Here is a 23966-nt window from a genome sequence, read left to right on the forward strand (position 1 = left end):
TGCGGGCTCACCATTGACGATAAGTTTTTCTGACGGACCGGTGTCTTCCGAGCGGCGCTCTTGTTTTTCTCGGAACGGACGGGTCACACCAGACGTCGCCGCCGCGCGAGTATCTTGCCTCAGAAGAGCTCAGGCGGCGACCGCCGCAGGCAAGGTCTGCGTCAACAGGCGTTTCAGGGCTTCGATATGCGCATGTGCTGGGCCGGTGACATCCAGAGTCGCGACTTGGAGGGTCTCTTCGGCGCCGTCGCTGCCGATCGCGTAGCGGGTCGAAATCGGCTCGGGCGGCAGATCACCATGGTGTGGATAGAGCAGCATGACCTCCGGGCAGCGGTAGAGCTGGCTATAGGCCATCAATTGATACACATCGGCCTGACTGACACCCTGCTTCGGGTCGTCGATGCGCGGCGCCATCCGTTTCCATTTGGTGTCGATGACGAGGACGGTTCGATCCCCCTGCCGGATGATGAGGTCCGGTTTGGTCCGAAACCGTCCCGTACCCGCTTCGAACAGGCAGTCACGGTGCCCGCCTTGCGCTGCAACACGGTAACCGCTTCCCGCCAGAGCACGGGTGACCAGTCTGGCGACGTATTGCTCGAACAAGGCATTCATCTCGAACAAGAGCGCATGACCATCTGTAGCCCCGGCACTGGTCTGCTGATGCCGATCCCCAAGCAGGAGCCGCGCGAAGGAAAGAAGCTCGCGCCACCGCTGATTGGTCCGATCCAGTATGATTTGGTCCCATCGCAGCGCAGGGACGGGAACCTCGGTCACGTCCGCATAGGCGAAGCCCAACTCGCGCAGGATACGCTGATTGTCAGGGGCCTGAGCCACACGCTGCAAACGGGTGACGGCGGCGCGCATCACCTGGTTGAGCGCGATGTCAGAGGACAGATCGTCGTACCGACAGGCCAGCTTTTGTGGCGCCACCGCATGGCGTGAAAACTGCCGGGTGACGTCGAGGCTGCCGCGCAGGGCAGGGAGGTCGTCTGCGTGATCCACATACCGGCGCGGCAGTCCCATGCGTACAGCTTCCATCAGGCGCGCACAAAACAGCCGGATCAACAATTCCAGAATGGTGTCCTTCTGCCATCCCAGCTGCGCCAGCGATCCTGCATCAATCCGCAGATCGTGGACAACTGCCAGCATGTGGATCAGGCGGCGGCGAAGGGCTTCGTCCGTGGTCTCGTGTTCTCCCAGGCCCTCGATCTTCGGGAGGATCTCCAGCTGACAGCCCGGCGCTGCAATCACACCGACCACGCCGCGCGCCCGCAACCCTTTGCGGCCATGTTCAAGAACACCTTCACCGCCACGCCCCGCGAAGCTCGAGCGCTCCGCAACGGCGGCAATCCGATCAGCCTCGGCGGGCGGGATGGTCGTGTCGTCATCGCCGTAGCCGATGCGCTGCCATTCGCGGAGCGTGCGGCGGATCATGAGCCGAGCAGCCGCGCGTAATCGAAGCCGTCGTCGCGCACGTCCCACCGAAACCGCTGCATCGCCTCACCATTGTCGAGCCCCGGCGGTGCCTTCAGGACGGACCTGTTCAGAAAGCCGCCCTCTATCGGCCCGTCATGCGTATCCAAATCGCCCAGCACCGCGGCGATCTTGCCCCAGTCTTCGAAGAAGTACTCGGCGAGTAGCGGGATCACCTTGTGCCGCATGACCTGGTCCACATCCGCTCGGGTGTCGCAGCCGGTGAAATAGGCATGACCGATCTGGTGGTCACGGTCATAGAGATACTCGATCCGTTCATTGAAGATCGTCAAAAGGGTCGGCAGATCGATCCCCGTGCGGGCCGCAGCCTCTTTCAGAACGGCCGGATTGGGCATGATTTCGCGGAATGTGAACCGCCGCCGCAGCGCCGTGTCGAGCAGAGCGATGGAGCGGTCTGCCGTGTTCATCGTCCCGACAATATGCAGGTTCGACGGAACACCGAACTCGTCCCCGGAATATGGAAGGCGTACCTTCAGTTGGTTCGGTTGGCCGAGCCGTTTGTCCGGTTCCAAGAGAGTGATCAATTCGCCGAACACTTTGGAAATATTGGCGCGGTTGATCTCGTCGATGATCAGAACGAAAGGTTCGGGTTCGGATGGCCCCTCGTTCTGCTGGCTGTTCATGTAGCGCTCAAGGGCTGGCACGTTGAGCGAGGACTTGTCGATTTCATAGATCGTTCGCTGAACGAGGCCTACTTTGGCAATATCGCTCGCTTCTATGCCATCCCGATCAACCCACAGCCAATTCACGGCGCGGCGATGGGCATAGTCCCCAGCACGCCCCTCTATCGGACTAAACTCGTAGTCTCCTTCGACGATACCGATTGCGCGGACAAGCAGATTTCCCTTGGTCACGATTAGTACGTCGCCGACTTTCAGGCTGTTCCGAAAAAGGTTGGTCATCATTGAGGCCGGCTGAGAAACAAAGGCCTCTGGGTCTTCCTTACGCCGGGCCTCCGCAGCCGCGTGGATTGCCTCTCGGGTGCCAAAGCGGGGATCGGAGAGATCAAACTCGTAGAACCCAAAGATCGCGCAGTTCTTCTCAATAGCTTCCTCAAAAAGAGGTGCGTCTTCGGGCAGATACTTTGCGCCTATCGACATTTTGAAAACACGTCGACCTTCGAGCGAAAGCTTTGTTTCAGCACTGACCGTTCCTCGGCTAACCTCCGCACGCCGTGCGATGCGGCGGAAAATGCCCGGCACGGTTTCCAGCCGGAAGCCACCCGAAGATGTGTCCTCGCCATCGTCCGCGCCTGTCATCGGCTGTCGTCCCTCGACGAACTCTTCATAAGCCATCGACTGATGAAAAGTGACGAACTCGATCCGCCCCGCGGCGAGCAGTCCCTGATAGGCTGCCATCAGCTCGTCGCGATCTTCTGGCACAGGCTCCCCACACAATTTGACGGCCTCAGCCGCTGTGCTGAACGTCTTCCCTGTGCCTGGCGGACCATAGAGAATAAGACTGGTAGCTGTGGGACGCTCATCCTGTTGGGCAATGGCCATAGTATTCTCTACCTGCTTTGTCGGTTCTTGAACGCTGCCACTGGCAGGCACACCAATTTTCTTCGCAATGTCGGCATCAAGTTGGTATCGAACGAGCTTTTCTCCACCGTAGGTCAAATAGTTGACCGTGCCGCCAGCAATGGCTTTGACTCTCGAAGCAAGCCCGTCCACGAGCATTGCCCGCGCGACGTCGACCATGTCTTTGGTTTCGATCGCTTCGTCAGCTTTGTTGCCCGCACCCTTGGGCTTGATCCGATAGGCTGAAACTCCGTTGGACCGATTGAAATTCTTCACTGGTTGGTAAGGATTTCCAGCGCTATCAAATAGCGTGAATGGTCGTTCGTTCTGTGACGCCATCGGCTCGTCGAGTCCAAAGCGAAATACAGTGGCCGAGCTTTGGTCAGCGCCAATCCGTTCCGGAGCGCTGACCTGTGCGAGATCCTGGAAAATCTTGCCCGCTAAAGCCTGACAAATGTTCGGCCAGGCTTCATTCAGATTGAGTGCCGTATTCACGTCACGAACGAGCACGTCGACATGGGATGCACCTTCTTCACGGGCTGGCTCGATATACTGTTCCAGCACGTGCTGGCGAATACGATCTGCATCCTTCGCTGCGCCCGGCGGTTCTCCCGCTATGAACCGACCGTATTGCGCCAACCAACTGCTCCAACTCGACAGCCGATTATACGGCTTCTCGGAATCCGGCATCAGGATTCGATAGTCCTCGCCCCCTGAACGAGCATCGTCACGTATGGCTTTGAGACGGTCTCTGAGCCCCGCGAATTGATCGGCCTCCCAAGCCTCCGCGAGATTCTGATAGGGCATGCCAAGTGCAGCAAGATTTCGCTCTATCGTTCGAACGGCATAGGTCCTCGAGTTTCGCCCCGCTTCGGTTTGTGCGCCGCCTTGTTCCAGCCACGCCTTGAATTCGTTCTCATCCTTCAAATTAGAGCCCTTCACTGTCCATCTGTGTGCAGCCTCCTACGGGGCTGTGCTGGTCGGCAAAATTCTCAAGATTCAGGGGCTGAAAAAAACATTCGAAGCTCCCAGTCATGACCGTGCCACCTCTCCGCGATCCGCAAGGCTACGGGCTGTGGGAACGGCTAAGCCAAGTAAGCTTGCACTGTTGCGGGCAAGATCCTTCCTGATCCCATCTCGCAAGGCACGTCGCAGGCCTGCAGCCTCGGCGCGGCGCGAGATTGCCTGATCGACCGCAGCCCGGCCGCCAAGATCAGGGAAGTCCCGGGCAGTGCGCACCAATTTGCCACGACCCTGTGCGCGGATGCGCTTCATGATTTTATCTGCGATCGTGATCATTTGGTTTCGCGTCTTGAGCTTCGGATATCGGAATTATACACGGTATTTCAGACAGATGTAACCTGAGTTGGCGGCACCGCATGGGGCTGATTGGCGAACATCCCATTGGGTCGAAATTACGAGAACAAAGAGTTGCCCGACGACACCACCACCAATGTGTCCCGCTCCAGACATGTCACGAGAGAAGAGCTTTACGAGAAGGTCTGGTCGATACCGATCAGCCACCTGGCGGCCGAGTACGGTGTCTCTGGCTCTTATCTCGCGCGGGTCTGTACGTCTCTGGCTGTGCCCCGGCCTCCCGCCGGCTACTGGCAAAAGAAGGCGGTCGGAAAGGCCTCTCCAAGACCTATACTTCTCCCTGCAAAGCCGGGCGATCAGCTTGTCTGGTCGGCGGATACGCCGCTCGCGCGTCCCGTGACGCCCGCCGCCAGATATTCGGTGTCGTCACCTGGTCGTGGCAGGCAACGCAAGGATGCCCGGCATCCGATCCTTCGCGGCGTCGAGCCGCATTACCGCAAGACGCGCGAGATCGACGAGTATGAGTTTCTCCGCCCCTACAAGCTCCTCCTGCCGGACATCGTAACGTCCGAGACGCAGCTGCCGCGTGCATTGGACCTCGCCAATGTACTCTACGATGCGTTCGAGCGAAAAGGGTATCGCGTGACCTTCGCGCCGCCTGATCAATCACTGTTTCGGGCGCAGATCGACGAGCGCGAAGTGCCGGGGAAGGATCGCAAGTACGGGCGCTATTCCTGTGGGAAGATCTGGGAGCCCCATCGCCCGACCGTAACTTATATCGGCGAGGTTCCCATCGGCCTCGCGCTCGTCGAAATGTCCGAACGGGTCGCGCTCAGATACTTCAAGGGCAAGTATGTGCGGGACGACAGTCCGGTCGTGAAGGCCGCCAGGCCGCACCAGCTGGTCCATTCCTGGACGACCGAGAACGATGTGCCGTCCGGGCGCTTCCGGCTTGTCGCCTACGCACCGCGCCGGGACGTGGAGTGGTCGGCGATATGGCAAGAAACTCCAAAGCACGGCTTGTCGTCCATGTTCCCGAGGATCGTGAAAGAGCTGGAAGCCGTCGTGCCAGACCTCAAGTCCAAGACTGCCGAGGCAGAGGCGGCGGCGATCCGAAAGCAACGCGAATGGGAGGAACAGCAGGAACGCTGGAAGCGCGAAGAGGATCGACGCAACGCGGACAAGGCCCTTGCCCAAAGCCGCGAACAGCTTTCCGAAGTGATCCGGAAATGGTCCGCCGCGATGTCGATCGAAAGCTTTTTCCGCGAGGCGGAAGAGCGACTTGCCGGCGTTGAGGCCGACAGGCGCCAGGCCTTGTCCTCTCGACTTGATCTTGCGCGGTCCATGATGGGAACGCTCGATCCGCTGGAGTTTCTGGAACAGTGGGTGGCACCGGATGAGCGTTACACGCGTCTCTATCAAGACGATCAAGATTAATTTATATCAGATACTTGAAGGGTGTTTCTCATGTTTCTTCACTATGGTTCCGAACCTGTTTTCTCCGAAGCTTGGCGGCATCTTCTCGCCGCACTGAACTTCTCTTGCGCTGCCTTGGATCCCGCGTCGTGACTTCCGCGATCCAGCTCCAATCCTCGAACTTGTCGCCGGTTTGGCGCAGGTGGGTGTAGCGCTTGAGCGACGTCCAGGATCGGTGGCCGGAAACAGCGGCCGCGTGCGGAACGTTGTAGCCGATCTCGAACAGGCGCGAGACGCCCTCGTGCCTCAGGTCATGGAAGCGCAGATCCTCGATCCCCAGAAATTGCGTTGCCCGAGTGAACGCAGCGCTGATTGCATCGGTGGAGTAGGGGAAGATCTGGCTCGCGTGTTTGGGCATCGCCTCGATGATTGCCAGCGCCGGATCGGGCAGGTCGCACCAGACGTCGTTGCCAATCTTCTCGCCGGGGTTCTTCATGTCGCGCACAAGGACGCGTTTGCCCTCCTTGTCGAGGTCCGCCCATTTGATCCGGGTGATCTCCTCCTGCCGTCGCGTCGAGAAGATCGCAAAGGCGATGACGCGATGCATGGGGACAGAGGAGGGGCGGCGGATCGAGCGATCGAGGAAATGCGCCATCAACTTATCGAGCTCGTCCAGCGTTGGCCGCCGGTCTCGGTGGCGGCTCTTCTGGGTCAGCCCTAGCTTTTTCGCGACGATCATCGCATTGCGCATCGCGCGCTCGTCCAGCGGATAGTTCCAGGCCGGACCGGCCACCGTGAAGACCGCGCTGAGATGAGAGAGGTAATTCGACACGGTTTGCGGCGAGACACCGGTATTCAGCTTCTCCTTCGCGAACGCCACGATGTCGGCGCTGTCGATCTGGGCGCAAAGCTTGTTCGCGATGTCGAACTCCTTGATGCTTTTCAGCACCTGCGCCTTGGTCCGCCCGATTGCCTTCGCGCTGTCTTCGACATATTTGTCGATTGCGTCGCCTAGGGTCACTTCGCGGCGGCGTGTCTCTCCGATGGGCAAGTTTTCGAGGGCGCCGGGCTTGGCGAGGTCCTTCTCGCGCTTCTCGATCCAGGCCGCGGCGGTCGAGCGCAGCTCGAAGGTCCGGTTTTCACGCCAGACAGTTTTTCCGGCCCGCCGAACGGCGATCTGGGCAAGCCAGGAGGCAGTGCCGTCTTTGCGTTTTCGCTTGATGATGGTACCCATGGGGTTACAACATTTGACCCAAGTTACAACATTTGTTGTAAATCCTACCCGAAATGGGCGCGATTTACAACAAATGAGACAAGAACAGGCTTCGAGGCTGAGCGATAAATGGCTGATAAAAATAAAAATTCCAATAATTTCAATATGCCGATCTTTGCTGTCGCGCCGATGATGGATTGGACAGACCGTCATTGCCGATATCTGCATCGGCTTTTGTCCCGTAGGGCCTTGCTATATACTGAAATGGTCACGGCACCGGCTCTGGTGCGGGGCGGTGCATTGCAGCTGCTGGACTATTCGCCGCAAGAGCATCCTGTGGCGCTGCAACTCGGGGGATCCGATCCGCAAGAGTTGGCGCAGGCCGCCCGGATGGGGGGCGAGGCGGGCTATGATGAGATCAACCTCAATGTAGGTTGCCCGAGCGACCGGGTGCAATCGGGCACGTTCGGTGCCGTCCTGATGAAGGATCCGGGGCTGGTTGCGGAATGCTGTGCCGCGATGATCGAGGTAAGCCCTGTCGAGGTGACGGTCAAGTGTCGGATCGGCGTAGACGACCAAGACCCCGAAACGGTGCTTCCGGAATTTCTGGCCCGCGTCGGTGCAGCCGGCGTGCAGCGCTTTACCATCCATGCGCGCAAGGCGTGGCTGCAGGGGCTTTCTCCGAAGCAGAACAGGGACATCCCGCCGCTGGAATATGACCTGGTTCTGCGGATGAAGGCGCTTTTCCCGGGGCTTCACCTGTCGATCAATGGTGGGATCACCACCCTTGATCAAGTGAGCGATTTTCTGGAGGCGGGTCTTGATGGCGTCATGGTAGGGCGCGCGGCCTATCACCAGCCAGCCGATATCCTGTGCGCGGCCGACCGCCTGATCTTTGGCGAGGAAGGGCCGGATACGACGCCAGATGACGCCGTTCTGAAGATGCTGCCATATATCGAGGCGCATCTGGCGCAAGGCGGACGACTGCATCAGATCACCCGCCATATGCTTGGCCTTTTTGCCGGGCGTCCAGGGGCGCGGGCGTGGCGTCGTATTCTGTCCGAGGGTGCGACAAGACCCGATGCCGGGCCGGATCTGGTTCTCGATGCGTTGGCCGAGGTGTCGCAATCGCCGCCTGCCGAAGCCATGGGCTGACATGCTCTGAGATCGCCGCGAGTGCGCAGGCTAAGTTCGCCCGGCATCGCTCGTATCCGGCTTTTCCTGCCCGGCGCAGAGGTGTAAGGCGGGGCTGACCATAATCAAAAAGGCCACAGTTCATGCCCGATACAATGCTGTTGATACAGATGCTTGTCATGCTGATGGTAATCGGGGCTTTCGCCGGAGTGCTGGCCGGGCTTCTGGGCGTGGGCGGCGGTATCGTTCTTGTCCCGTCTTTTTTCTATGCGTTTCAGACACTTGGTTATGGTGGTCCGCAATTGATGCAGATCTGTCTCGCCACCTCTCTGGCGACGATCATCGTGACATCGCTGCGCTCGGTCCTGAGCCATCACAAGAAAGGCGCCGTGGATTGGGATATTCTCAAGACCTGGGCGCCCGGGATCGCGATTGGTGCGGTTGTCGGAGTGCTGGTGGCAGCCAGCCTCAAATCCACCACGCTGCAGGGGGTTTTCGGCGTTCTGGGGATCATTGTGGGCCTTTACCTGGGTCTGGGCCGTGCCCATTGGCGTTTGGGCGCCCAGATGCCCTCCGGCCTCACAAGGGCGCTCATGTCGCCTGTGCTCGGTTTCCTGTCGGTCCTTATGGGCATCGGCGGGGGCAGTTTCGGGGTGCCGATCATGAGCCTTTATGGTGTTGCGATACACCGCGCGGTGGCCACGGCTGCGGGGTTCGGGATCACCATTGCAGTTCCCTCGGTCGCGGCCTTCCTGTTTCTGGACATCGCTCCCGAGAACCGCCCCCCATTGACCTTCGGCGCTGTCAATCTGGTGGCGTTCGTCACGGTGATCGCGATGACGCTGATCACGACCCCTTGGGGGGTGCGCCTGGCACATGCGATGGATGCCAAACCCCTTAAACGCATTTTTGCGGTATTCCTGACGCTTGTGGCGCTAAACATGCTGCGTAAATCCCTGGGATGGTAGAGGCGCTGTTGCAGAATGGCTGGAGCCGGTTTCCAGCCGAACGGGCGGTTGCCCAATGGGCCGCCGCAGCCCGTGTCATCGCCCAAGACGCGATGCGCGACCCCGCCGAGCAGGCCCGTTGGCTGCGCTGTGGCGGGACATGGTTCGTCGGTGTCGACACTTTGCCGAATGGCCCGGATGGCGCAGTCGCGCAAAGTGGGCCGGTGCAGGGCCGCGCGCTGGAAGCGGCGCGTGGTCTCTATGGGGATCTGGCGCTGCATCGCGGGCAGGTTTCGGTCACCTATCCCGGCTATCCGCGCCCATCACCGGACGAAAGTGAGGCGGCGTTTCGCTACAGGCGCAATCGCGATGCCGCGCATGTGGACGGGCTTTTGGCCGTGGGCGCTGAGCGCCGCCGGATGCTGAAAGAGCGCCACGCCTATATCCTTGGCCTGCCGCTGACCGAAACCGGCCCCGGCGCAAGCCCGATGGTGGTCTGGGAGGGCAGCCATCACATCATGCGCGACATGTTCACCAAAGCACTTGCCGAGCGGCCCGAGACCGATTGGGCCGACATTGACCTGACGGAGATCTATCAGGCCTGCCGCCGCCAGGTGTTCGAGACCTGCACGCGCGTGGAAATCGTCGCGTCTCCGGGCGAAGCCTATCTGGTGCACCGTTTCGCGCTGCATGGCGTGGCGCCATGGGCCGAAGGGGCCAGCGCACCGCCGGAAGGCCGGATGATCGCCTATTTCAGGCCGGAACTGCCCTCTGGAAATCGCGACTGGCTCGAACTTCCATAGACGAGCTGCGACTGCGACAGGCCGTTGCCGTCAGTGTTGCGTAGGTTTCACGCGGGCGGCGCGGCCGCCACGCCGCTTGGCCAGGCTTGGGGCGCGGTCGGGCAGGGCGGCCATGATCTCGCGCCGTTCGGCACTCTCCATTCGGGACCAGCGGGCGATTTCATCCATGGTGCGATAGCAACCGGTGCATATCCGCGCCTCGGGATGCACCACGCAGATGCGGACGCAAGGGCTTTCGATCTCGTTCCGGGTCCAGATCTTGTCGTCTTTCACTGCGCGGCCCTCATATGCGTCAACCGATCCAACACGCCTTGCAGGATATAGGACGCGGCGACATTGTCGATGATTTCGGCGCGACGCTTTCGTGACGTATCCGCCTCAAGCAGAGCGCGTTCCGCCGCGACCGTCGACAAACGCTCGTCCCAGAAGGTGATCGGCAATTCCGTCAATGGCTCGAGATTGCGGGCAAAGGCCCGTGTCGACTGACAGCGGGGGCCTTCCGATCCGTCCATGTTGCGCGGCAGGCCCAGAACGAGTCCGGCAACCTCGCGCTGTGTCGCGATCTCCAGCAGGCGGGCGGCATCGACGGAGAATTTCTTGCGCTTGATCGTCTCGGTCGGAGTGGCCACCGACAATAGCCTGTCGGATATCGCCACGCCAATGGTCTTGGTGCCCAGATCTAGCCCCATGATCGGATGGCCTTTGGGCAGGGTCGTGGCGAAGGCATCGATCGTCTCACAGATCATTGCGCGACACCTGCGGCTTCGGCGGCTTCCTGCACGATCGCCATATCTTCCGGCGTTTCGGAGAACAGGGTCTGGGCCTCGGACCAGATGGCGCGCGCCTGATCGGTATCGCCCAGAACCCCAAGCGCCCGGATCAGCCGCGCCCATTCCTCGGCGGTGCCGCCTTCGGTCGCCAGCCGTTCGGACAGGCCCGTGACCATGCCGCGGATCATCTGCTGACGCTCCTCGGGGGACATGTCCTGGGCTGCGGCCATCTCCTCGGCGGTCGGGCCGGGGGCGGTGCCTTCCAGCGGCGGCAGGGTGTATTCCGTTTCGCCTGCGCGCCAGGCCACTTCCTCGATCCGCTCGCGGATCGGCGCCACCCAAGGCGCATCGGGTCTGCTCTCGCGCAGCAAGGCATCCCATGTGCGGAAGGCGGCATCCGGCCGGTCCACCTGCATGAGGTAGAGACCCAGGTAATAGCGCGCGGGCGGGTTGCGCGGATCACGCTCAAGCGCTGAGCGCAGCGCCGATTCGGCTTCGCTCGAGACATAGCCGCCGGTGGCGGAAATCATCAATTCCGCCAGATAGGCGTAATCCGAGGCGCTCGCCTCGTCGCCCTTGACCTCTATGATGCGGCTCTGTGCGTTATAGGCCGCGATGTAGTCGCCAAGACCGGCCTCGTTGCGCGCCAGAAGCGTCAGGCCGCGCAGATCGTCGGGGCGGTTCTTCACGGTCTCGCGCAATTGCGCCATCAAGGTCAGGAATTCTTCCGTGGCGTTGGGGTTCATGGGGGCAGGGGGGACCCGGCTTTCCGCCTCGGACTGGCTCAGGCGGTTGGCCCGCGCCGCGTCGGATTCCGCGATTCGTGTCTTCAGCGGCAGATCGCGATAGCCCGGCGCGCCGATCTCGGTATAGACCCAGACCGATCCCGCCGCGAGTACCGCGCCAAGCGCCACCGCCACGATGAGCCCGCCACGGCCCGGCTGTCCCCCGGTCTCGCCGCCGTCCTGCAATTGCGCATCCGCCGCCAGCACGCGTCGCGAGATTTCAGCGCGCATCCGCTCGGCATCCTCGGTGCCGATCACGCCGCGGGCCAGATCACGATCCACTTCCTTGAGCTGGTCGCGATAGACCTGCAAGTCATATGCGGCCGGAGGCTTGTCGCCCACGCGTCCACGCATCAGGGTCAGGCCGATTATGACACTGACCACGAGCGCAAGCGCGCCACTGACGATCCAGAAAACCATGCGTCCTCTCCGGTAAATCTGCGCCCTAGTTAACGACGCCGGCCCGCGGAAAAAAGGGGCAAAGAGGCGCAGGGCGACCCGCGCCTTGCGCGTTGATGTCGCAATGTCGCTATTCGGGTGTTTTATGCCGCGCGGAGTATCCTTTAAGCGACGCTTGTGGCGCATTACCCTGACAGGGTAATTCGCCTGCGATTCCAACCTTGTTCAGAGAGCGCGCATGAAACGTTATTCCGCCTTTGCCGTCGCCCGCGAAGCCCTGCGCTACCATATGGGCTGGGAACGGGCCTGGGCCTCGCCCGAGCCGAAGAAGAAATACGATGTCATCATCGTTGGTGCAGGCGGGCATGGTCTGGCCACGGCCTATTACCTGGGCCGGAATTTCGGAATCACCAATGTGGCCGTTCTCGAGAAGGGCTGGCTCGGCGGCGGCAATACGGGCCGCAACACCACGATCATCCGCTCGAACTATCTCCAGGATCCGTCGGCGGCGATCTATGAAAAGTCGCGCAGCCTCTACGAGACGCTGAGTCAGGATCTGAACTACAACGTCATGTACAGCCCCCGTGGGGTGATGATGCTGGCCCAGACCCAGCACGAGATCCGTGGCTACGAGCGCACTGCACATGCCAATGCGCTGCAGGGTGTCTCGACCGAGTTCATCTCGCCCTCGCGCGTGAAGGAACTGGTGCCGATCATCAATATCGACGGGCCGCGCTATCCTGTTCTCGGGGCGCTCTGGCAGCCGCGTGCAGGCACGGCACGTCATGACGCGGTGGCCTGGGGTTATGCGCGGGCCTGCAGTGCCATGGGGATGCACATCATCCAGAAATGCGAAGTGACCGGCATCAGCCGCGAGGGTGGCAAGGTGACCGGCGTAACCACAAATCGCGGCGATATCGCCTGTGACAAGCTGGGCATCGTGGTTGCGGGCCATTCGGGGCATCTGGCCGACATGGCGGGCTTCCGCCTGCCGGTGGAATCTGTGGCCCTTCAGGCGCTGGTCAGCGAACCGATTAAGCCCTGCATGGATGTGGTCGTGATGGCCAATACCGTGCATGGCTACATGAGCCAGTCCGACAAGGGCGAGATGGTGATCGGCGGCGGCGCGGATGGCTACAACAACTTCACGCAGCGCGGCAGTTTCCATCACATCGAGGAAACCGTGCGCGCCCTGATCGAGACCTTCCCGATGATCTCCCGCCTCAAGATGCTGCGCCAATGGGGCGGGATCGTGGACATGACCGGCGACCGCTCGCCGATCCTGTCGCGCACCCCGGTCGAAGGCGTGTTCATCAATTGTGGCTGGGGAACAGGGGGCTTCAAGGCGATTCCCGGATCGGGCTGGGGCTTTGCCGAGCTGATGGCCAAGGGCCATGCGCCGCTCTGCGATGAGTTCAGCCTGAACCGGTTCCGCGAGGGCCGCTTCATCGACGAAAGCGTGGCCGCGGGGGTGGCGCACTAATGACGGCCCCACGCGCAAAATTCTTCGACGAATTTCGCCAAGGCTTTTCGAAAAGCCTTGGCACCCAGATCACCGGAGGCACGACATGCTGATCCTGACCTGCCCCTGCTGCGGCGTGACCGCCGAGGAAACCGAGTTCCACCCAGGTGGCGAAGCCCATGTGAAGCGCTTCGGCCCCGGATCGAACGATGACGAGTTTCACAGCTATCTGTTCGAAAAGGTGAACCCGAAGGGCGTGCATTTCGAACGCTGGCGCCATGCCAATGGCTGCGGCAAGTGGTTCAACGCGGCGCGCTGCACCGTGACCCTCGAGGTGTTCGGGACATATTCCGCGCAGACCACCGAGCCGCCGCAAGACATCAAGGACAAGATCTCGGCCAAGCGGCCGGGCTGGAGCTGGAGAGAGTTCGCATGAGCACACGTCTGGCCAATGGCGGCCGCCTTCTCAATCGGGGCAAGCCGCTCGAGTTCACTTTCAATGGCAAACATCTGCGCGGGGTCGAGGGCGACACGCTCGCCTCGGCGCTGCTGGCCAATGATCAGATGCTGGTGGGCCGGTCCTTCAAGTATCACCGTCCGCGCGGTATCGTCGCTTCGGGCGGGGAAGAGCCGAATGCGCTGGTCGGTCTGGGCGAAAACGGCCGGTTCGAGCCGAACCAGCGGGTCACCACCACTGAGCTTTTCGATGGTCTCACCTGTGCAAGCCAGAACCACTGGCCCAGCCTGGAATTCGACGTCGGCGCGGTCAACGCCAAGCTGTCGCGCTTCCTGCCGGCGGGCTTCTACTACAAGATGTTCATCCATCCGCGCCCGTTCTGGAAACACATCTATGAGCCGATCATCCGCCAGTCGGCTGGCCTCGGCAAGGCGCCGCGCGACCGCGATCAGGACAGCTACGAGCATTTCTACGCCTTCTATGATGTGGTCGTGATCGGCGGTGGCGTGGCCGGGCTGCAGGCTGCCCGCGCGGCGGGGGCCGCTGGCGCCAAGGTGCTCCTGATGGAGCAGACGCCGCATTGGGGGGGGCGCGCCCCTGTCGATGGCGGCACGGTCGATGGTCAGCCTGTGGACAAGTTCGTGGATGAAATTGTTTCCGAACTTGAAACAATGGCCAATGTCACGCTGCGGACCCGGATGATGGGCGCAGGCGTCTATGATCACGGCTACATGCTGGGTTATGAGCGTCTCAACGATCATCGGCCCGATGCGGCCGGTCCGCGTCACCGTCTGTGGCGCATCCGCGCGGCCCAGATCGTGACCGCCACGGGCGCGATCGAACGCCCGCTGAGCTTTGCCGGAAACGACATCCCCGGTGTCATGCTGGCCTCGGCGGTGCGCGATTACGTGGTGAATTACGGCGTGTCCATCGGCGACCGCACCGTGATCGTCACCAATAACGACGATGCTTACCGGACGGCGATCACCCTGAAAAAACAGGGTCTGGAAGTGCCGGTGATCCTCGATGCCCGCGCGTCGGGCGGTGGGGCGCTGGCTGACGAGGCGCGCGCGCTTGGCATTCGGATCGAAAACGGCAAGGCGATCGCCAAGGTCAAGGGCGGCAAGCGTGTCGAAGGTGTCGCGATCTGTCTGCAGGCCGGTGAAGGTGCCGTTCTGGAAGAAGTCAAATGTGACGCGATCGCTATGTCGGGCGGCTGGTCACCGGTGGTTCATCTGTGGTCGCATTGTGGCGGTAAGCTGTTGTGGGACGACGAAAAAGCGATGTTCCGTCCGGATGTGGACAACCCGCCGACAGGCGCCGATGGGGCACGCTTCGTGCTGCCCGCGGGTGCGGCCGATGGCGAGATGCATCTGCCCCGCGTTCTGGAAAATGCCAATGCCGCGGGACGTGCGGCGGCACAGGCGGCGGGCCATGCGTCCAAACCCGGCACGTTGCCCGTCGGTGAGACGCAGGACGAGGCGCCCATCACCCCGGTCTGGATGATGCCCCAGGGTGCCGGCATCAAGCTGCGCATGAAGGCGTGGCTGGATTACCAGAATGACGTCAAGGTCAGCGATGTGCAGCTTGCCGCGCGTGAAGGCTTCGAATCGGTGGAGCATGCCAAACGCTACACCACGCTCGGCATGGCGACCGATCAGGGCAAGTTGAGCAACATCAACGGGCTTGCGATCCTGTCGGACACGCTTGGTCAGGCGATCCCGCAGACCGGCACCACCACGTTCCGCCCGCCCTATACGCCGATCTCGCTTGCGTCGATTGCGGGCCCTGCACGGGACGCGACGTTCCAGCCTTTGCGCCGGACGCCGATGCATGGCTGGCACGAGGCCAACGGCGCTTATTTCGAGCCGGTGGGCGCCTGGCGAAGACCCTATTGTTTCCAAAAAGCGGGCGAATCCATCACCGATGCCGTCCAGCGCGAGGTAAAGGCCACCCGTGACAGTCTTGGGCTTCTGGACGCCTCCACCCTTGGCAAGATCATCGTCAAGGGGCCGGATGCCGGGCGTTTTCTGGACATGCTCTACACCAACATGATGTCCAATCTGAAGCCCGGGCGCTGCCGCTACGGTCTGATGTGCAATGAAAACGGCTTCCTGATGGATGACGGTGTCGTTGCGCGTCTGGATGACGATACATTCCTGTGTCACACCACGACCGGCGGCGCGGACTCGATCCATGCCCATATGGAAGAATGGCTGCAGACCGAATGGTGGGACTGGAAGGTCTATACCGCCAATGTGACCGAGCAATATGCCCAGATCGCCGTGGTCGGCCCCAAGGCGCGCAAGGTTCTCGAAAAGCTGACCGATGACGATGTCAGTGCCGATGCGCTCAGTTTCATGGGGTGGAAGGATATCACCCTTGCTGGCATCACGGCGCGAGCCTATCGCATTTCGTTCTCGGGTGAGTTGAGCTACGAAGTCGCGGTGCCCGCCAGTCAGGGGCGCGCCCTTTGGGATGCGCTGCTGGCCGCAGGAAAAGAGTTCGGCGTGACCCCCTATGGAACCGAGGCGTTGCACATCATGCGCGCCGAAAAAGGCTTCATCATGATCGGGGACGAGACCGACGGGACGGTGATCCCGCAAGATCTGGGTCTCGACTGGGCGATCTCGAAGAAGAAAGAGGATTACCTGGGCAAGCGCGCCCAAGAGCGCAGCCACATGACCGATCCCACCCGTTGGAAGCTGGTCGGCTTGCAGACGCTGGATGGCAGCACGCTGCCGGACGGGGCATATGCCACGGCCGATGGCACCAATGCCAATGGCCAGCGCAATGTGCAGGGGCGCGTCACCTCGAGCTATCATTCGCCCACGCTTGGCCGGGGCATCGCAATGGGGCTGGTCCTGAACGGACCGGCTCGGATGGGCGATGTGCTGGATTTTCCAAAGGTGGACGGCACGGTGATCAAGGCGAAGATCGTCGATCCCATCTTCTATGACAAGGACGGGGAAAAGCAGAATGTCTGAAGCAGTCAGCGCGCTCAATGGCGCAACCGATGAAGGCTTCGTGCGGATCGCGGAATGCGGCCTGACCGGAATGATCACGCTGCGCGGCGATCTTGGCGCGGCCAAGCTCAAGAAGGCCGTCAAGGCGCTGTGCGGGGTCGAGCCGCCGGCCCGTGGGCATGTCGCCATGGCGGATCACACCGCGGTCGCGTGGATGTCGCCGGACGAATTTCTGCTGATGGTGCCTTATGCGCAGGCCGATGAGCTTTGTGCCCAGCTCGATCAGGCGCTGGCGGGCGAACACGCCCTTGCGGTCAATGTCTCGGATGCCCGGGCCGTGTTCCGCCTCTCGGGCGGTGACGCTGTCCGCGAGGTGATCGCCAAGCTCTGTCCGGTCGACATGACCGCCTCCGCATTCGGTCCCGGTCAGTTCCGGCGCACTCGGCTGGCGCAAATTCCGGCGGCGATCTGGATGCCCGAAGAGGGGGTGATGCAGATCGTCTGTTTCCGCTCGGTGGCGCAATATGCGTTCGATCTGCTGAAAAACGCCGCAACGCCTGGCAGTGAGGTGGGCCTCTTTTCCTGAGCGTTTTGCCGGGAAAAAGCCCTCCTGCCCCTTGACCTCGCGGCGCAGAGGTTACCATGTAGTGCCGTATGACTTCTGATAACGAACAGGGGGCCCGAAATGGCTTTTGAACTTCCCGATCTTCCCTATTCGCATGACGCGCTGGCCGATCATGGCATGTCGCGCGAAACGCTGGAATACCACCACGACATCCACCACAAGGCCTATGTCGACAACGGCAACAAGGCTGTTGCCGGCACCGAGTGGGAAGGCAAATCCGTCGAAGAGATCATCAAGGGCACCTACGACCCCAAGGCCGTTGCCCAGAACGGCATCTTCAACAACGCCTCTCAGTTCTGGAACCACAACCAGTTTTGGGAAATGATGGCGCCGGGCGGCACGGGCATGCCGGGTGAGCTGGAAAAGGCATTGGTCGAAAGCTTCGGCTCGGTCGACACGTTCAAAGAACAGTTCGCCGCCGCGGGTGCAGGTCAGTTCGGCTCGGGCTGGGCGTGGCTGGTCAAGGATACCGATGGCAGCCTCAAGGTCACCAAGACCGAAAACGGCGTGAACCCGCTGTGCTTCGGACAGACCGCCTTGCTGGGTTGCGATGTCTGGGAACATTCCTACTACATCGACTTCCGCAACAAGCGTCCTGCCTATCTGCAGAACTTCCTCGACAATCTGGTGAACTGGGAAAACGTCGCGTCGCGCATGTAAATCGCGCCGACCCCGAACCGCTTCAACCCCGTGCCGGTCTCCGGCGCGGGGTTTTCCTTTGCGCTGATTGATGCCGGTCATCGCCTTTTCCATGGCAGAGGTCATGCTTAGGTCCGGGATGGACCATAAGAAAAGGAGTTGCAGAATGACGGAACTGGCACATGGCGCTTGGGTCTTGGTGGCCGATGGTGAAAAAGCCCTTTTTTTGGAAAACGTGACAGATGGGCAGGACCCTTTTCTCAAGGTCGTTCGCATCGAAAGTCAGGACAACCCGCCGCATGGCCAACAGGTCAGCGACAGGCCCGGTCGGATGCCGGACGACAGTGTGGGGCAACGCTCGGCGATGGAAGAGGTGGACTGGCATATGATCGCCAAGGAGCGCTTCGCCTCGGACATGTCCGACATTCTCTATCGGCTGGCTCATCGCAACGCGTTCGAACAGATCGTTCTGGTGGCGCCCCCGCGCACGCTTGGCACATTGCGTGACAAGTTACACAAGCAGGTCGCGGCGCGCGTCGTGGCCGAGGTGCCCAAGGACATGACCAACCATCCCGTCGACCGGATCGAAACCCTGCTCAAGGCCGAACTGGCCAAGGCTTGATGCCTGCCCGGCGCGCGGGATTTCCTGCTTGCCTTCCCGCGCAGGCTGCGCCAGCACTTGTGCCCAAACCAGCAGGAAGAGGCAGGCATGAGCGAGGCAGTGAAGGGCGTGGCGGCAATGGTGGCCGTCTGTACGGTCTGGGGGCTGTCGGGCATTTACTACAAGCTCTTGTCGCATATCCCGCCCATCGAAATCCTTGCGCACCGCACAGTTTGGTCACTGATCTTCTTCGCGGCAGTGCTGTTGCTTCAGGGACGGATTGCGCTCGTCGGTCAAGCCCTCGGCAATCGCCGTTCCGCGTCGGTCATCGTCTTTGCGGCTTTCATGATATCGCTCAACTGGTTCGTTTTCATCACCTCGATCCAGATCGAAAAGGCGATGGAGGCCTCGCTTGGCTATTACACCTTTCCTCTGGTCGCGGTTCTTCTGGGGGGCATCGTGTTTCGCGAACGCCTTGTGCGGGCGCAGCAGCTTGCGGTCGCTCTGGCGGCTGCGGCGGTGATCACCCTGACCGTGGGGCTTGGCGTGGCGCCGTGGATCGCCTTGGTCCTTGCAAGCTCGTTCGGTCTTTACGGATTGGCCAAGAAAGGTCTCAGCGTCGGCCCTGTGGTCTCAGTGACGACCGAGGTGCTGATCCTGTCGCCGATCGCTCTGGTGGTGCTCTGGGTGGTGCATTCAGCCGGGCAGGGGGCGTTCGGCGTGAACTGGCGTGACTCTGCGCTTCTGGCCTTTTCAGGCCCGCTGACCGCGACGCCACTGATCCTTTTCAGCTACGCCACGCGCCGCATCACCTATGCCACGGTGGGTCTGGTGCAGTATCTCAACCCGACACTGCAATTCCTTGTCGCTACGTTTGTTTTCCGCGAGGCGTTCAGCTTCTGGCATGCCATCGCCTTCGCAATGATCTGGACGGCGCTTGCACTCTATACCACTGCCGCGTGGCGTCAGGACAGGGCCGCCCGCAGGGCGCTCGAAAGCTCCTGAACATCGGCCACGACCTCGATGAAGCCGCGCAGGCTGGCATCGGCGAAACCCTCGGCGATCACATGTTCGATCAGCCCGGTCAGCGGATCCCAGTAGCCTTCGGTGTTCAAAAGGTAAATCGGCTTGCCATGCAGACCGAGCTGACGCCATGTCAGCACCTCGAAGAACTCGTCCAGCGATCCCGCCCCGCCCGGCAGCACGACGATCGCGTCGCAATTCATGAACATCACCTTCTTGCGCTCATGCATGGTCTCGGTCACCACAAAGCGCGTGAGATCGGTCTTGCCGACCTCAAGCTGCATCAGATGCACCGGGATCACGCCGAAGGTGTCGCCGCCTGCGGCTTGGGCGGCGCGCGCCGTGGCGCCCATCAGCCCCACATCGCCCGCCCCATAGACCAGCCGCCACCCGCCCTCGGCCAGGGCCTGCCCCAATTCCGTCGCTGCCGCCTCATAGGCCGGGCGCGCGCCCTTGCGTGAGCCGCAAAAGACACACACGGATCTTGCCGACATCACTTTATCCCCGCTCATCAAAGGGTTGCTTTGACCAGTGATACCGGTGTTGCTATTGTCCCACAACCGCCTCAAGGCGGTGTTCCGCCAAAAGGAGATGGCATGAGCAGTTCACTGGGGACAACGAAGACGTCCTTCATCGCCGGTGCGGTCGTGGCCGTGGTGATTGCCGGTGTCGCGCTCGTCCTGTCCGATGCCGATACCCCCGAAGAGGCGCCGCAGCCTGTGGCCCAGGCTCCGCAGCCCGCCACCCCGGCCCCCGCAGCCGAGGACACCGCTCAGGCGCCCGAGGTACAGACACCGCCCGAGCCGGCGCAAGCCCCTGAAACGACGGCAGAAACCGTCACCGCCACCGAAGATCAGCAGCCCGACACACCCGCTGTCACACCGGACCCGCCGCGCATCAGCACCTTCCGGCTCGAGCCCGATGGCACAATGCTCGTCGCAGGCCGCGCGGAGCCGGGCTGGGAGACGTCTATCCTGCTGGATGGAGAGCCGCTGCGCGTTCTGCGCCCCGAAGGCCGTGGAGATTTCGTCGAATTCCTGTCGGTCGAAAGCAGTGACCAGCCCCGCGTTCTGTCGCTGGCCATGCGCTCGCCCGAAACCGGCGATCAGATCGCCTCGCGCGATGAAATCATCATCGCGCCGATGCAGCGCCCCGAGCCGCAACCCGAAGCGCTGGCCGAAAACCAAACCGCGCCGCAGGATCAGCCCCTTTCCGAGCGTGCCGAACCCGAGACGACCGCGACCGCCCCGGTTGCCGAACCGACGCCAGCTCCGGAGGCCGCACCCGAGACGACGGTCCAGGCCCTTGCCGAGACCGCGATCGCCTCTGCCGACACGCCCGGCGCCTCTGTTGACACGCCAGAAGCCTCTGCCAACACGCCGGAAGTTTCTGCCAACACGCCTGAAGCTTCCAGCGACCCGACCGCCGCTGCCGACACGACCAGCGCATCCGACACGACCGGTGCATCCGAAACGCCCCTCCCGGAAGCCCCGGCACCCGAGCCTGTTGCGCCGCAAACCGCCTCGACCCAAGCCGACCAGACGACCCAAGACGCGCCCACACCTCAGGCCGTGCTCCTGTCAGACGAAAGCGGCGTGCGTGTCCTGCAGCCTCCAGAACCCGCCAGCACCGCGCCCGAGGTCATGTCCAGCGTGGCGCTGGATGCGATCACCTATTCCGATGCGGGCGAGGTGTCGCTGTCCGGTCGTGGCCGCATGGATGGCTTTGTGAGGATCTATATCGACAACCAGCCGGTGACATCGTCTCGCATCGCCTCGGATGGCACTTGGCGCACCGGATTGCCTCGGGTGGCAAGCGGCGTCTACACGCTGCGGATCGACGAAACCGACGCCGAAGGAAACGTCACCTCGCGGCTCGAAACCCCGTTCCAGCGTGAAGAACGGCAATTGGTCGCCGAACCCGAGAATGATCGCCCCACCGTGCGCGCCGTAACGGTGCAGCCCGGCAATACGCTATGGGCGATCTCGCGAAGCAATTACGGCGAGGGCACGATGTATGTTCGCATCTTCGAAGCCAACCGTGACCGCATCCGCGACCCCGATCTGATCTATCCCGGACAGGTCTTCACCGTGCCTGTGGACCAGTGACGCGACAGGCAGCCGCGTCCCGAGCCTCCCATCTCGTTTTTCCTGCCGCCGTGCAACAGCGGCTGGCCTTCGGTTGCGCGTCGCTCTAGTTTGCCGGACAGAACAAAGGACTGCTTGCCAGATGCGCCACTCCACCCACACCTCAACCGAGATTCCTGCCGACGGCTGGTCCACGATCCGCCGTGTCGCGCCTTATCTCTGGCCCGAGGGGCAGGGATGGGTCAAACGCCGGGTCGTCTTTGCGCTGATCGCGCTCTTCGTGGCCAAGCTGGTCGCGGTGGGTACGCCGTTCTTCTACAAGGCGGCGGTCGATGCGCTGGCGGGCGAAAGCGACAATGCCGCCTGGATGCTGGGGTACGGCGCGGTGGGCCTGACCGTGGCCTATGGCATGGCACGGCTGATGAATGTGGGCTTTCAACAGCTGCGCGACGTGATCTTCGCACGTGTCGCACAGCGCGCCCTGCGCCAGCTTGCGCTTGAGACCTTCACCCATATCCACCAGATGTCGCTGCGCTATCACATCACCCGCAAGACAGGTGGCCTGAGCCGGATCATCGAACGCGGGGTCAAGGGCGTCGAATTCCTGCTCCGCTTCCTGCTGTTCTCCATTGGGCCGCTGGTGCTGGAACTTGTGATGATCGGGCTGGTGCTCTGGACGCTTTTCGATTTCTGGTATCTCGTCGTGGTGGTTGGGGTCATCGCGGCCTATGTCGCCTTCACCTTCAAGGTCACCGAATGGCGGGTGAAGCTGCGCAAGGAAATGAACGATCAGGACACCGACGCCAACCAGAAGGCGATCGACAGCCTGTTGAATTTCGAGACGGTCAAGTATTTCGGCGCCGAACGCCGCGAGGCGGCCCGCTACGACGCGGCGATGGCCGGCTATGAAAAGGCCGCGCTGCAGACTTCCTATTCATTGGCCTTCCTGAATTTCGGGCAGTCGCTGCTGATCACGGGCGGGTTGGTGGCGGTCATGGTGATGGCCGCGATCGGCGTGCAGAACGGCGCCATGACGGTGGGTGATTTCGTGATGGTCAACGCCTACATGATCCAGATCACCATGCCTTTGAACTTTCTCGGCACCGTCTATCGCGAGATCAGGCAGTCCCTCGTGGACATGGGCGAAATGTTCGGATTGTTGGAGCAGGCGCCGGATATTACCGAAAAAACAAACGCAAAGGTTCTGAATGTGCAAGGCGGCGAAGTGTCCTTCGACGCGGTTTTCTTCGGCTACGACCCGGCACGACCGATCCTCAAGGGCGTCAGCCTGCATGTGCAGCCCGGTCAGACTCTGGCCGTTGTCGGCCCCTCCGGCTCGGGCAAATCCACGATCGGGCGGCTGCTCTTTCGCTTCTATGACGTGCAGAAGGGCGCGGTGAGGATCGACGGACAGGACCTGCGCGATCTGACGCTGGAAAGCCTTCATGCGGCGATCGGCGTCGTGCCGCAGGACACGGTGCTGTTCAACGACACGGTGGGCTACAACATCGCCTATGGGCGCGATGGCGCCACCCGTGACGAGATCGAAGAGGCCGCCCGGGCCGCGCAGATCCACGATTTCATCATGAGCCTGCCTGATGGGTATGACACGCAGGTGGGCGAACGCGGTCTGAAACTTTCGGGCGGTGAAAAGCAGCGGGTCGGCATCGCGCGCACCTTGCTCAAGAACCCGCCGATTCTTCTGCTCGATGAGGCGACAAGCGCGCTCGACACCGAAACCGAGCGCGACATTCAGGGCGCGTTGCAACGGGCAGGGCAGGGGCGCACGGTCATCACCATCGCGCATCGTCTGTCCACCGTGGCTGATGCCGACCGGATCGTGGTGCTGGAAGACGGTCAGATCGTCGAAGAGGGCACCCATACCGAGCTTCTGGCGCGGCAGGGCCGCTATGCCAGCCTGTGGCAGCGCCAGCAATCCGAAGAGGCCGCATGAGCCGCAAGGCGGGTCCCGAAACACCCGATGGGCGCTATTTCGTGGCGCGCGGACGTCTCTGGCGCAAGGGTGATCCCTCTCTCTGCGACACGACCCGCCGGGCGGCGATCAAGGCGCTCATGCAGGCCCGCCTTGCCGAACGGCGGGCCGAGGATGACGCGGAACGCCGCGCCGCGCGAGATGCGATCGAAGCGGCCAAATGCCGTTTGGGCGAAGCCGGCCCCGTCTGGTGGGACGATGGCGCCCCCGACGAGAGCGGCCAGCACCCCGTCAACAGCCGCTATCGAGATTGGTGGGCCTCGCTCGATGCCGCGGCCCGTGCGCGCGGTGAGCATGATCCGCGCAGCAACTGAG

21 protein-coding genes are annotated in these 23966 nt (G+C 62.0%); 14 read left to right on the forward strand and 7 right to left on the reverse strand.

Annotation, left to right across the window (positions count from 1 at the left end):
• Window positions 1-129: 129 nt before the first annotated feature.
• The gene (locus F3H35_RS13495) at window positions 130-1434 is read right to left on the reverse strand and encodes an McrC family protein (RefSeq protein WP_149780093.1); all 1305 of its coding nucleotides are present in this window, start codon (window positions 1432-1434) and stop codon (window positions 130-132) included.
• Window positions 1431-3941: an AAA family ATPase gene (locus F3H35_RS13500; protein ID WP_223228416.1), complete on the reverse strand. Its 2511-nt coding sequence runs from the start codon at window positions 3939-3941 to the stop codon at window positions 1431-1433. The genes F3H35_RS13495 and F3H35_RS13500 overlap by 4 nt, the downstream gene beginning before the upstream one ends.
• 462 nt (window positions 3942-4403) lie before the next feature.
• On the opposite strand from F3H35_RS13500, the gene F3H35_RS13515 reads away from it, so the two are divergent.
• The gene (locus F3H35_RS13515; protein ID WP_149780095.1) at window positions 4404-5768 is read left to right on the forward strand and encodes a FliH/SctL family protein; all 1365 of its coding nucleotides are present in this window, start codon (window positions 4404-4406) and stop codon (window positions 5766-5768) included.
• A gap of 28 nt (window positions 5769-5796) precedes the next feature.
• On the opposite strand, the gene F3H35_RS13520 is transcribed toward F3H35_RS13515, so the two are convergent.
• On the reverse strand, window positions 5797-6981 hold the full coding sequence (locus tag F3H35_RS13520) for a site-specific integrase (RefSeq protein ID WP_223228417.1): 1185 nt from the start codon (window positions 6979-6981) through the stop codon (window positions 5797-5799).
• Between the two features lie 108 nt (window positions 6982-7089).
• On the opposite strand from F3H35_RS13520, the gene dusA reads away from it, so the two are divergent.
• The 3 genes from dusA (at window position 7090) to F3H35_RS13535 (ending at window position 9844) form a co-directional block, all read left to right on the forward strand.
• Complete coding sequence (gene dusA, locus F3H35_RS13525) at window positions 7090-8115, forward strand: tRNA dihydrouridine(20/20a) synthase DusA (protein ID WP_149780096.1); 1026 nt, start codon at window positions 7090-7092, stop codon at window positions 8113-8115.
• A 122-nt stretch (window positions 8116-8237) separates the two neighbouring features.
• Window positions 8238-9062: a sulfite exporter TauE/SafE family protein gene (locus F3H35_RS13530; RefSeq protein ID WP_149780097.1), complete on the forward strand. Its 825-nt coding sequence runs from the start codon at window positions 8238-8240 to the stop codon at window positions 9060-9062.
• Window positions 9056-9844: a hypothetical protein gene (locus F3H35_RS13535; RefSeq protein ID WP_149780098.1), complete on the forward strand. Its 789-nt coding sequence runs from the start codon at window positions 9056-9058 to the stop codon at window positions 9842-9844. Before F3H35_RS13530 ends, F3H35_RS13535 begins: the two co-directional genes overlap by 7 nt.
• A 30-nt stretch (window positions 9845-9874) precedes the next feature.
• On the opposite strand, the gene F3H35_RS13540 is transcribed toward F3H35_RS13535, so the two are convergent.
• Genes F3H35_RS13540 through ccmI form a run of 3 tightly spaced genes read right to left on the reverse strand, consistent with a single transcriptional unit; the run spans window position 9875 to window position 11819 of the window.
• Window positions 9875-10117, reverse strand: a complete 243-nt coding sequence (locus F3H35_RS13540) for a DUF1289 domain-containing protein (protein ID WP_149780099.1) — start codon at window positions 10115-10117, stop codon at window positions 9875-9877.
• A complete protein-coding gene (gene ruvX, locus F3H35_RS13545) occupies window positions 10114-10590 on the reverse strand; it encodes a Holliday junction resolvase RuvX (protein WP_149780100.1) in 477 nt (158 codons plus the stop codon). The genes F3H35_RS13540 and ruvX overlap by 4 nt, the downstream gene beginning before the upstream one ends.
• Window positions 10587-11819, reverse strand: coding sequence for a c-type cytochrome biogenesis protein CcmI (gene ccmI, locus F3H35_RS13550; RefSeq protein ID WP_149780101.1), 1233 nt, complete (start codon window positions 11817-11819; stop codon window positions 10587-10589). Before ccmI ends, ruvX begins: the two co-directional genes overlap by 4 nt.
• Window positions 11820-12036: 217 nt before the next feature.
• On the opposite strand from ccmI, the gene F3H35_RS13555 reads away from it, so the two are divergent.
• From F3H35_RS13555 to rarD, 7 genes are all read left to right on the forward strand, one after another.
• Window positions 12037-13281 (forward strand): sarcosine oxidase subunit beta family protein, encoded by a 1245-nt coding sequence (locus F3H35_RS13555; protein WP_149780102.1) that lies wholly within the window; start codon window positions 12037-12039, stop codon window positions 13279-13281.
• An 85-nt stretch (window positions 13282-13366) separates the two neighbouring features.
• On the forward strand, window positions 13367-13696 hold the full coding sequence (locus tag F3H35_RS13560; RefSeq protein ID WP_007813687.1) for a sarcosine oxidase subunit delta: 330 nt from the start codon (window positions 13367-13369) through the stop codon (window positions 13694-13696).
• On the forward strand, window positions 13693-16704 hold the full coding sequence (locus F3H35_RS13565; protein WP_149780103.1) for a sarcosine oxidase subunit alpha family protein: 3012 nt from the start codon (window positions 13693-13695) through the stop codon (window positions 16702-16704). The genes F3H35_RS13560 and F3H35_RS13565 overlap by 4 nt, the downstream gene beginning before the upstream one ends.
• Window positions 16697-17269, forward strand: a complete 573-nt coding sequence (locus F3H35_RS13570; protein ID WP_149780104.1) for a sarcosine oxidase subunit gamma — start codon at window positions 16697-16699, stop codon at window positions 17267-17269. The genes F3H35_RS13565 and F3H35_RS13570 overlap by 8 nt, the downstream gene beginning before the upstream one ends.
• Before the next feature lie 99 nt (window positions 17270-17368).
• On the forward strand, window positions 17369-17968 hold the full coding sequence (locus tag F3H35_RS13575) for a superoxide dismutase (RefSeq protein WP_149780105.1): 600 nt from the start codon (window positions 17369-17371) through the stop codon (window positions 17966-17968).
• A gap of 145 nt (window positions 17969-18113) precedes the next feature.
• Window positions 18114-18569 (forward strand): baeRF12 domain-containing protein, encoded by a 456-nt coding sequence (locus F3H35_RS13580; protein ID WP_149780106.1) that lies wholly within the window; start codon window positions 18114-18116, stop codon window positions 18567-18569.
• An 87-nt stretch (window positions 18570-18656) separates the two neighbouring features.
• Window positions 18657-19553 carry an EamA family transporter RarD gene (gene rarD, locus F3H35_RS13585; protein ID WP_149780107.1) on the forward strand — a complete coding sequence of 299 codons (897 nt, stop codon included), beginning with the start codon at window positions 18657-18659 and terminating at the stop codon, window positions 19551-19553.
• On the opposite strand, the gene F3H35_RS13590 is transcribed toward rarD, so the two are convergent.
• The gene (locus tag F3H35_RS13590; protein WP_149780108.1) at window positions 19514-20065 is read right to left on the reverse strand and encodes an LOG family protein; all 552 of its coding nucleotides are present in this window, start codon (window positions 20063-20065) and stop codon (window positions 19514-19516) included. The two genes, rarD and F3H35_RS13590, sit on opposite strands and share 40 nt — an antisense overlap.
• A 102-nt stretch (window positions 20066-20167) precedes the next feature.
• Between F3H35_RS13590 and F3H35_RS13595 the strand changes: the two genes are divergently transcribed.
• From F3H35_RS13595 to F3H35_RS13605, 3 genes are all read left to right on the forward strand, one after another.
• On the forward strand, window positions 20168-21679 hold the full coding sequence (locus F3H35_RS13595) for a LysM peptidoglycan-binding domain-containing protein (RefSeq protein WP_223228418.1): 1512 nt from the start codon (window positions 20168-20170) through the stop codon (window positions 21677-21679).
• A gap of 121 nt (window positions 21680-21800) precedes the next feature.
• A complete protein-coding gene (locus F3H35_RS13600; protein ID WP_149780109.1) occupies window positions 21801-23612 on the forward strand; it encodes an ABCB family ABC transporter ATP-binding protein/permease in 1812 nt (603 codons plus the stop codon).
• Window positions 23609-23965, forward strand: coding sequence for a hypothetical protein (locus F3H35_RS13605; protein WP_149780110.1), 357 nt, complete (start codon window positions 23609-23611; stop codon window positions 23963-23965). The genes F3H35_RS13600 and F3H35_RS13605 overlap by 4 nt, the downstream gene beginning before the upstream one ends.
• Window position 23966: the final 1 nt, after the last annotated feature.

The organism is Roseovarius litoreus, from assembly GCF_900142765.1.
Lineage (GTDB): Bacteria > Pseudomonadota > Alphaproteobacteria > Rhodobacterales > Rhodobacteraceae > Roseovarius > Roseovarius litoreus.

What these genes read in the sequence shown, in the direction of transcription:
- F3H35_RS13495 (WP_149780093.1), bottom strand. Translation starts at nt 1,434, where the DNA reads ATGATCCGCCGCACGCTCCGCGAATGGCAGCGCATCGGCTACGGCGAT.
- F3H35_RS13520 (WP_223228417.1), bottom strand. Translation starts at nt 6,981, where the DNA reads ATGGGTACCATCATCAAGCGAAAACGCAAAGACGGCACTGCCTCCTGG.
- dusA (WP_149780096.1), top strand. Translation starts at nt 7,090, where the DNA reads ATGGCTGATAAAAATAAAAATTCCAATAATTTCAATATGCCGATCTTT.
- F3H35_RS13530 (WP_149780097.1), top strand. Translation starts at nt 8,238, where the DNA reads ATGCCCGATACAATGCTGTTGATACAGATGCTTGTCATGCTGATGGTA.
- F3H35_RS13535 (WP_149780098.1), top strand. Translation starts at nt 9,056, where the DNA reads ATGGTAGAGGCGCTGTTGCAGAATGGCTGGAGCCGGTTTCCAGCCGAA.
- ruvX (WP_149780100.1), bottom strand. Translation starts at nt 10,590, where the DNA reads ATGATCTGTGAGACGATCGATGCCTTCGCCACGACCCTGCCCAAAGGC.
- ccmI (WP_149780101.1), bottom strand. Translation starts at nt 11,819, where the DNA reads ATGGTTTTCTGGATCGTCAGTGGCGCGCTTGCGCTCGTGGTCAGTGTC.
- F3H35_RS13555 (WP_149780102.1), top strand. Translation starts at nt 12,037, where the DNA reads ATGAAACGTTATTCCGCCTTTGCCGTCGCCCGCGAAGCCCTGCGCTAC.
- F3H35_RS13560 (WP_007813687.1), top strand. Translation starts at nt 13,367, where the DNA reads ATGCTGATCCTGACCTGCCCCTGCTGCGGCGTGACCGCCGAGGAAACC.
- F3H35_RS13565 (WP_149780103.1), top strand. Translation starts at nt 13,693, where the DNA reads ATGAGCACACGTCTGGCCAATGGCGGCCGCCTTCTCAATCGGGGCAAG.
- F3H35_RS13570 (WP_149780104.1), top strand. Translation starts at nt 16,697, where the DNA reads ATGTCTGAAGCAGTCAGCGCGCTCAATGGCGCAACCGATGAAGGCTTC.
- F3H35_RS13575 (WP_149780105.1), top strand. Translation starts at nt 17,369, where the DNA reads ATGGCTTTTGAACTTCCCGATCTTCCCTATTCGCATGACGCGCTGGCC.
- F3H35_RS13580 (WP_149780106.1), top strand. Translation starts at nt 18,114, where the DNA reads ATGACGGAACTGGCACATGGCGCTTGGGTCTTGGTGGCCGATGGTGAA.
- rarD (WP_149780107.1), top strand. Translation starts at nt 18,657, where the DNA reads ATGAGCGAGGCAGTGAAGGGCGTGGCGGCAATGGTGGCCGTCTGTACG.
- F3H35_RS13590 (WP_149780108.1), bottom strand. Translation starts at nt 20,065, where the DNA reads ATGTCGGCAAGATCCGTGTGTGTCTTTTGCGGCTCACGCAAGGGCGCG.
- F3H35_RS13595 (WP_223228418.1), top strand. Translation starts at nt 20,168, where the DNA reads ATGAGCAGTTCACTGGGGACAACGAAGACGTCCTTCATCGCCGGTGCG.
- F3H35_RS13600 (WP_149780109.1), top strand. Translation starts at nt 21,801, where the DNA reads ATGCGCCACTCCACCCACACCTCAACCGAGATTCCTGCCGACGGCTGG.
- F3H35_RS13605 (WP_149780110.1), top strand. Translation starts at nt 23,609, where the DNA reads ATGAGCCGCAAGGCGGGTCCCGAAACACCCGATGGGCGCTATTTCGTG.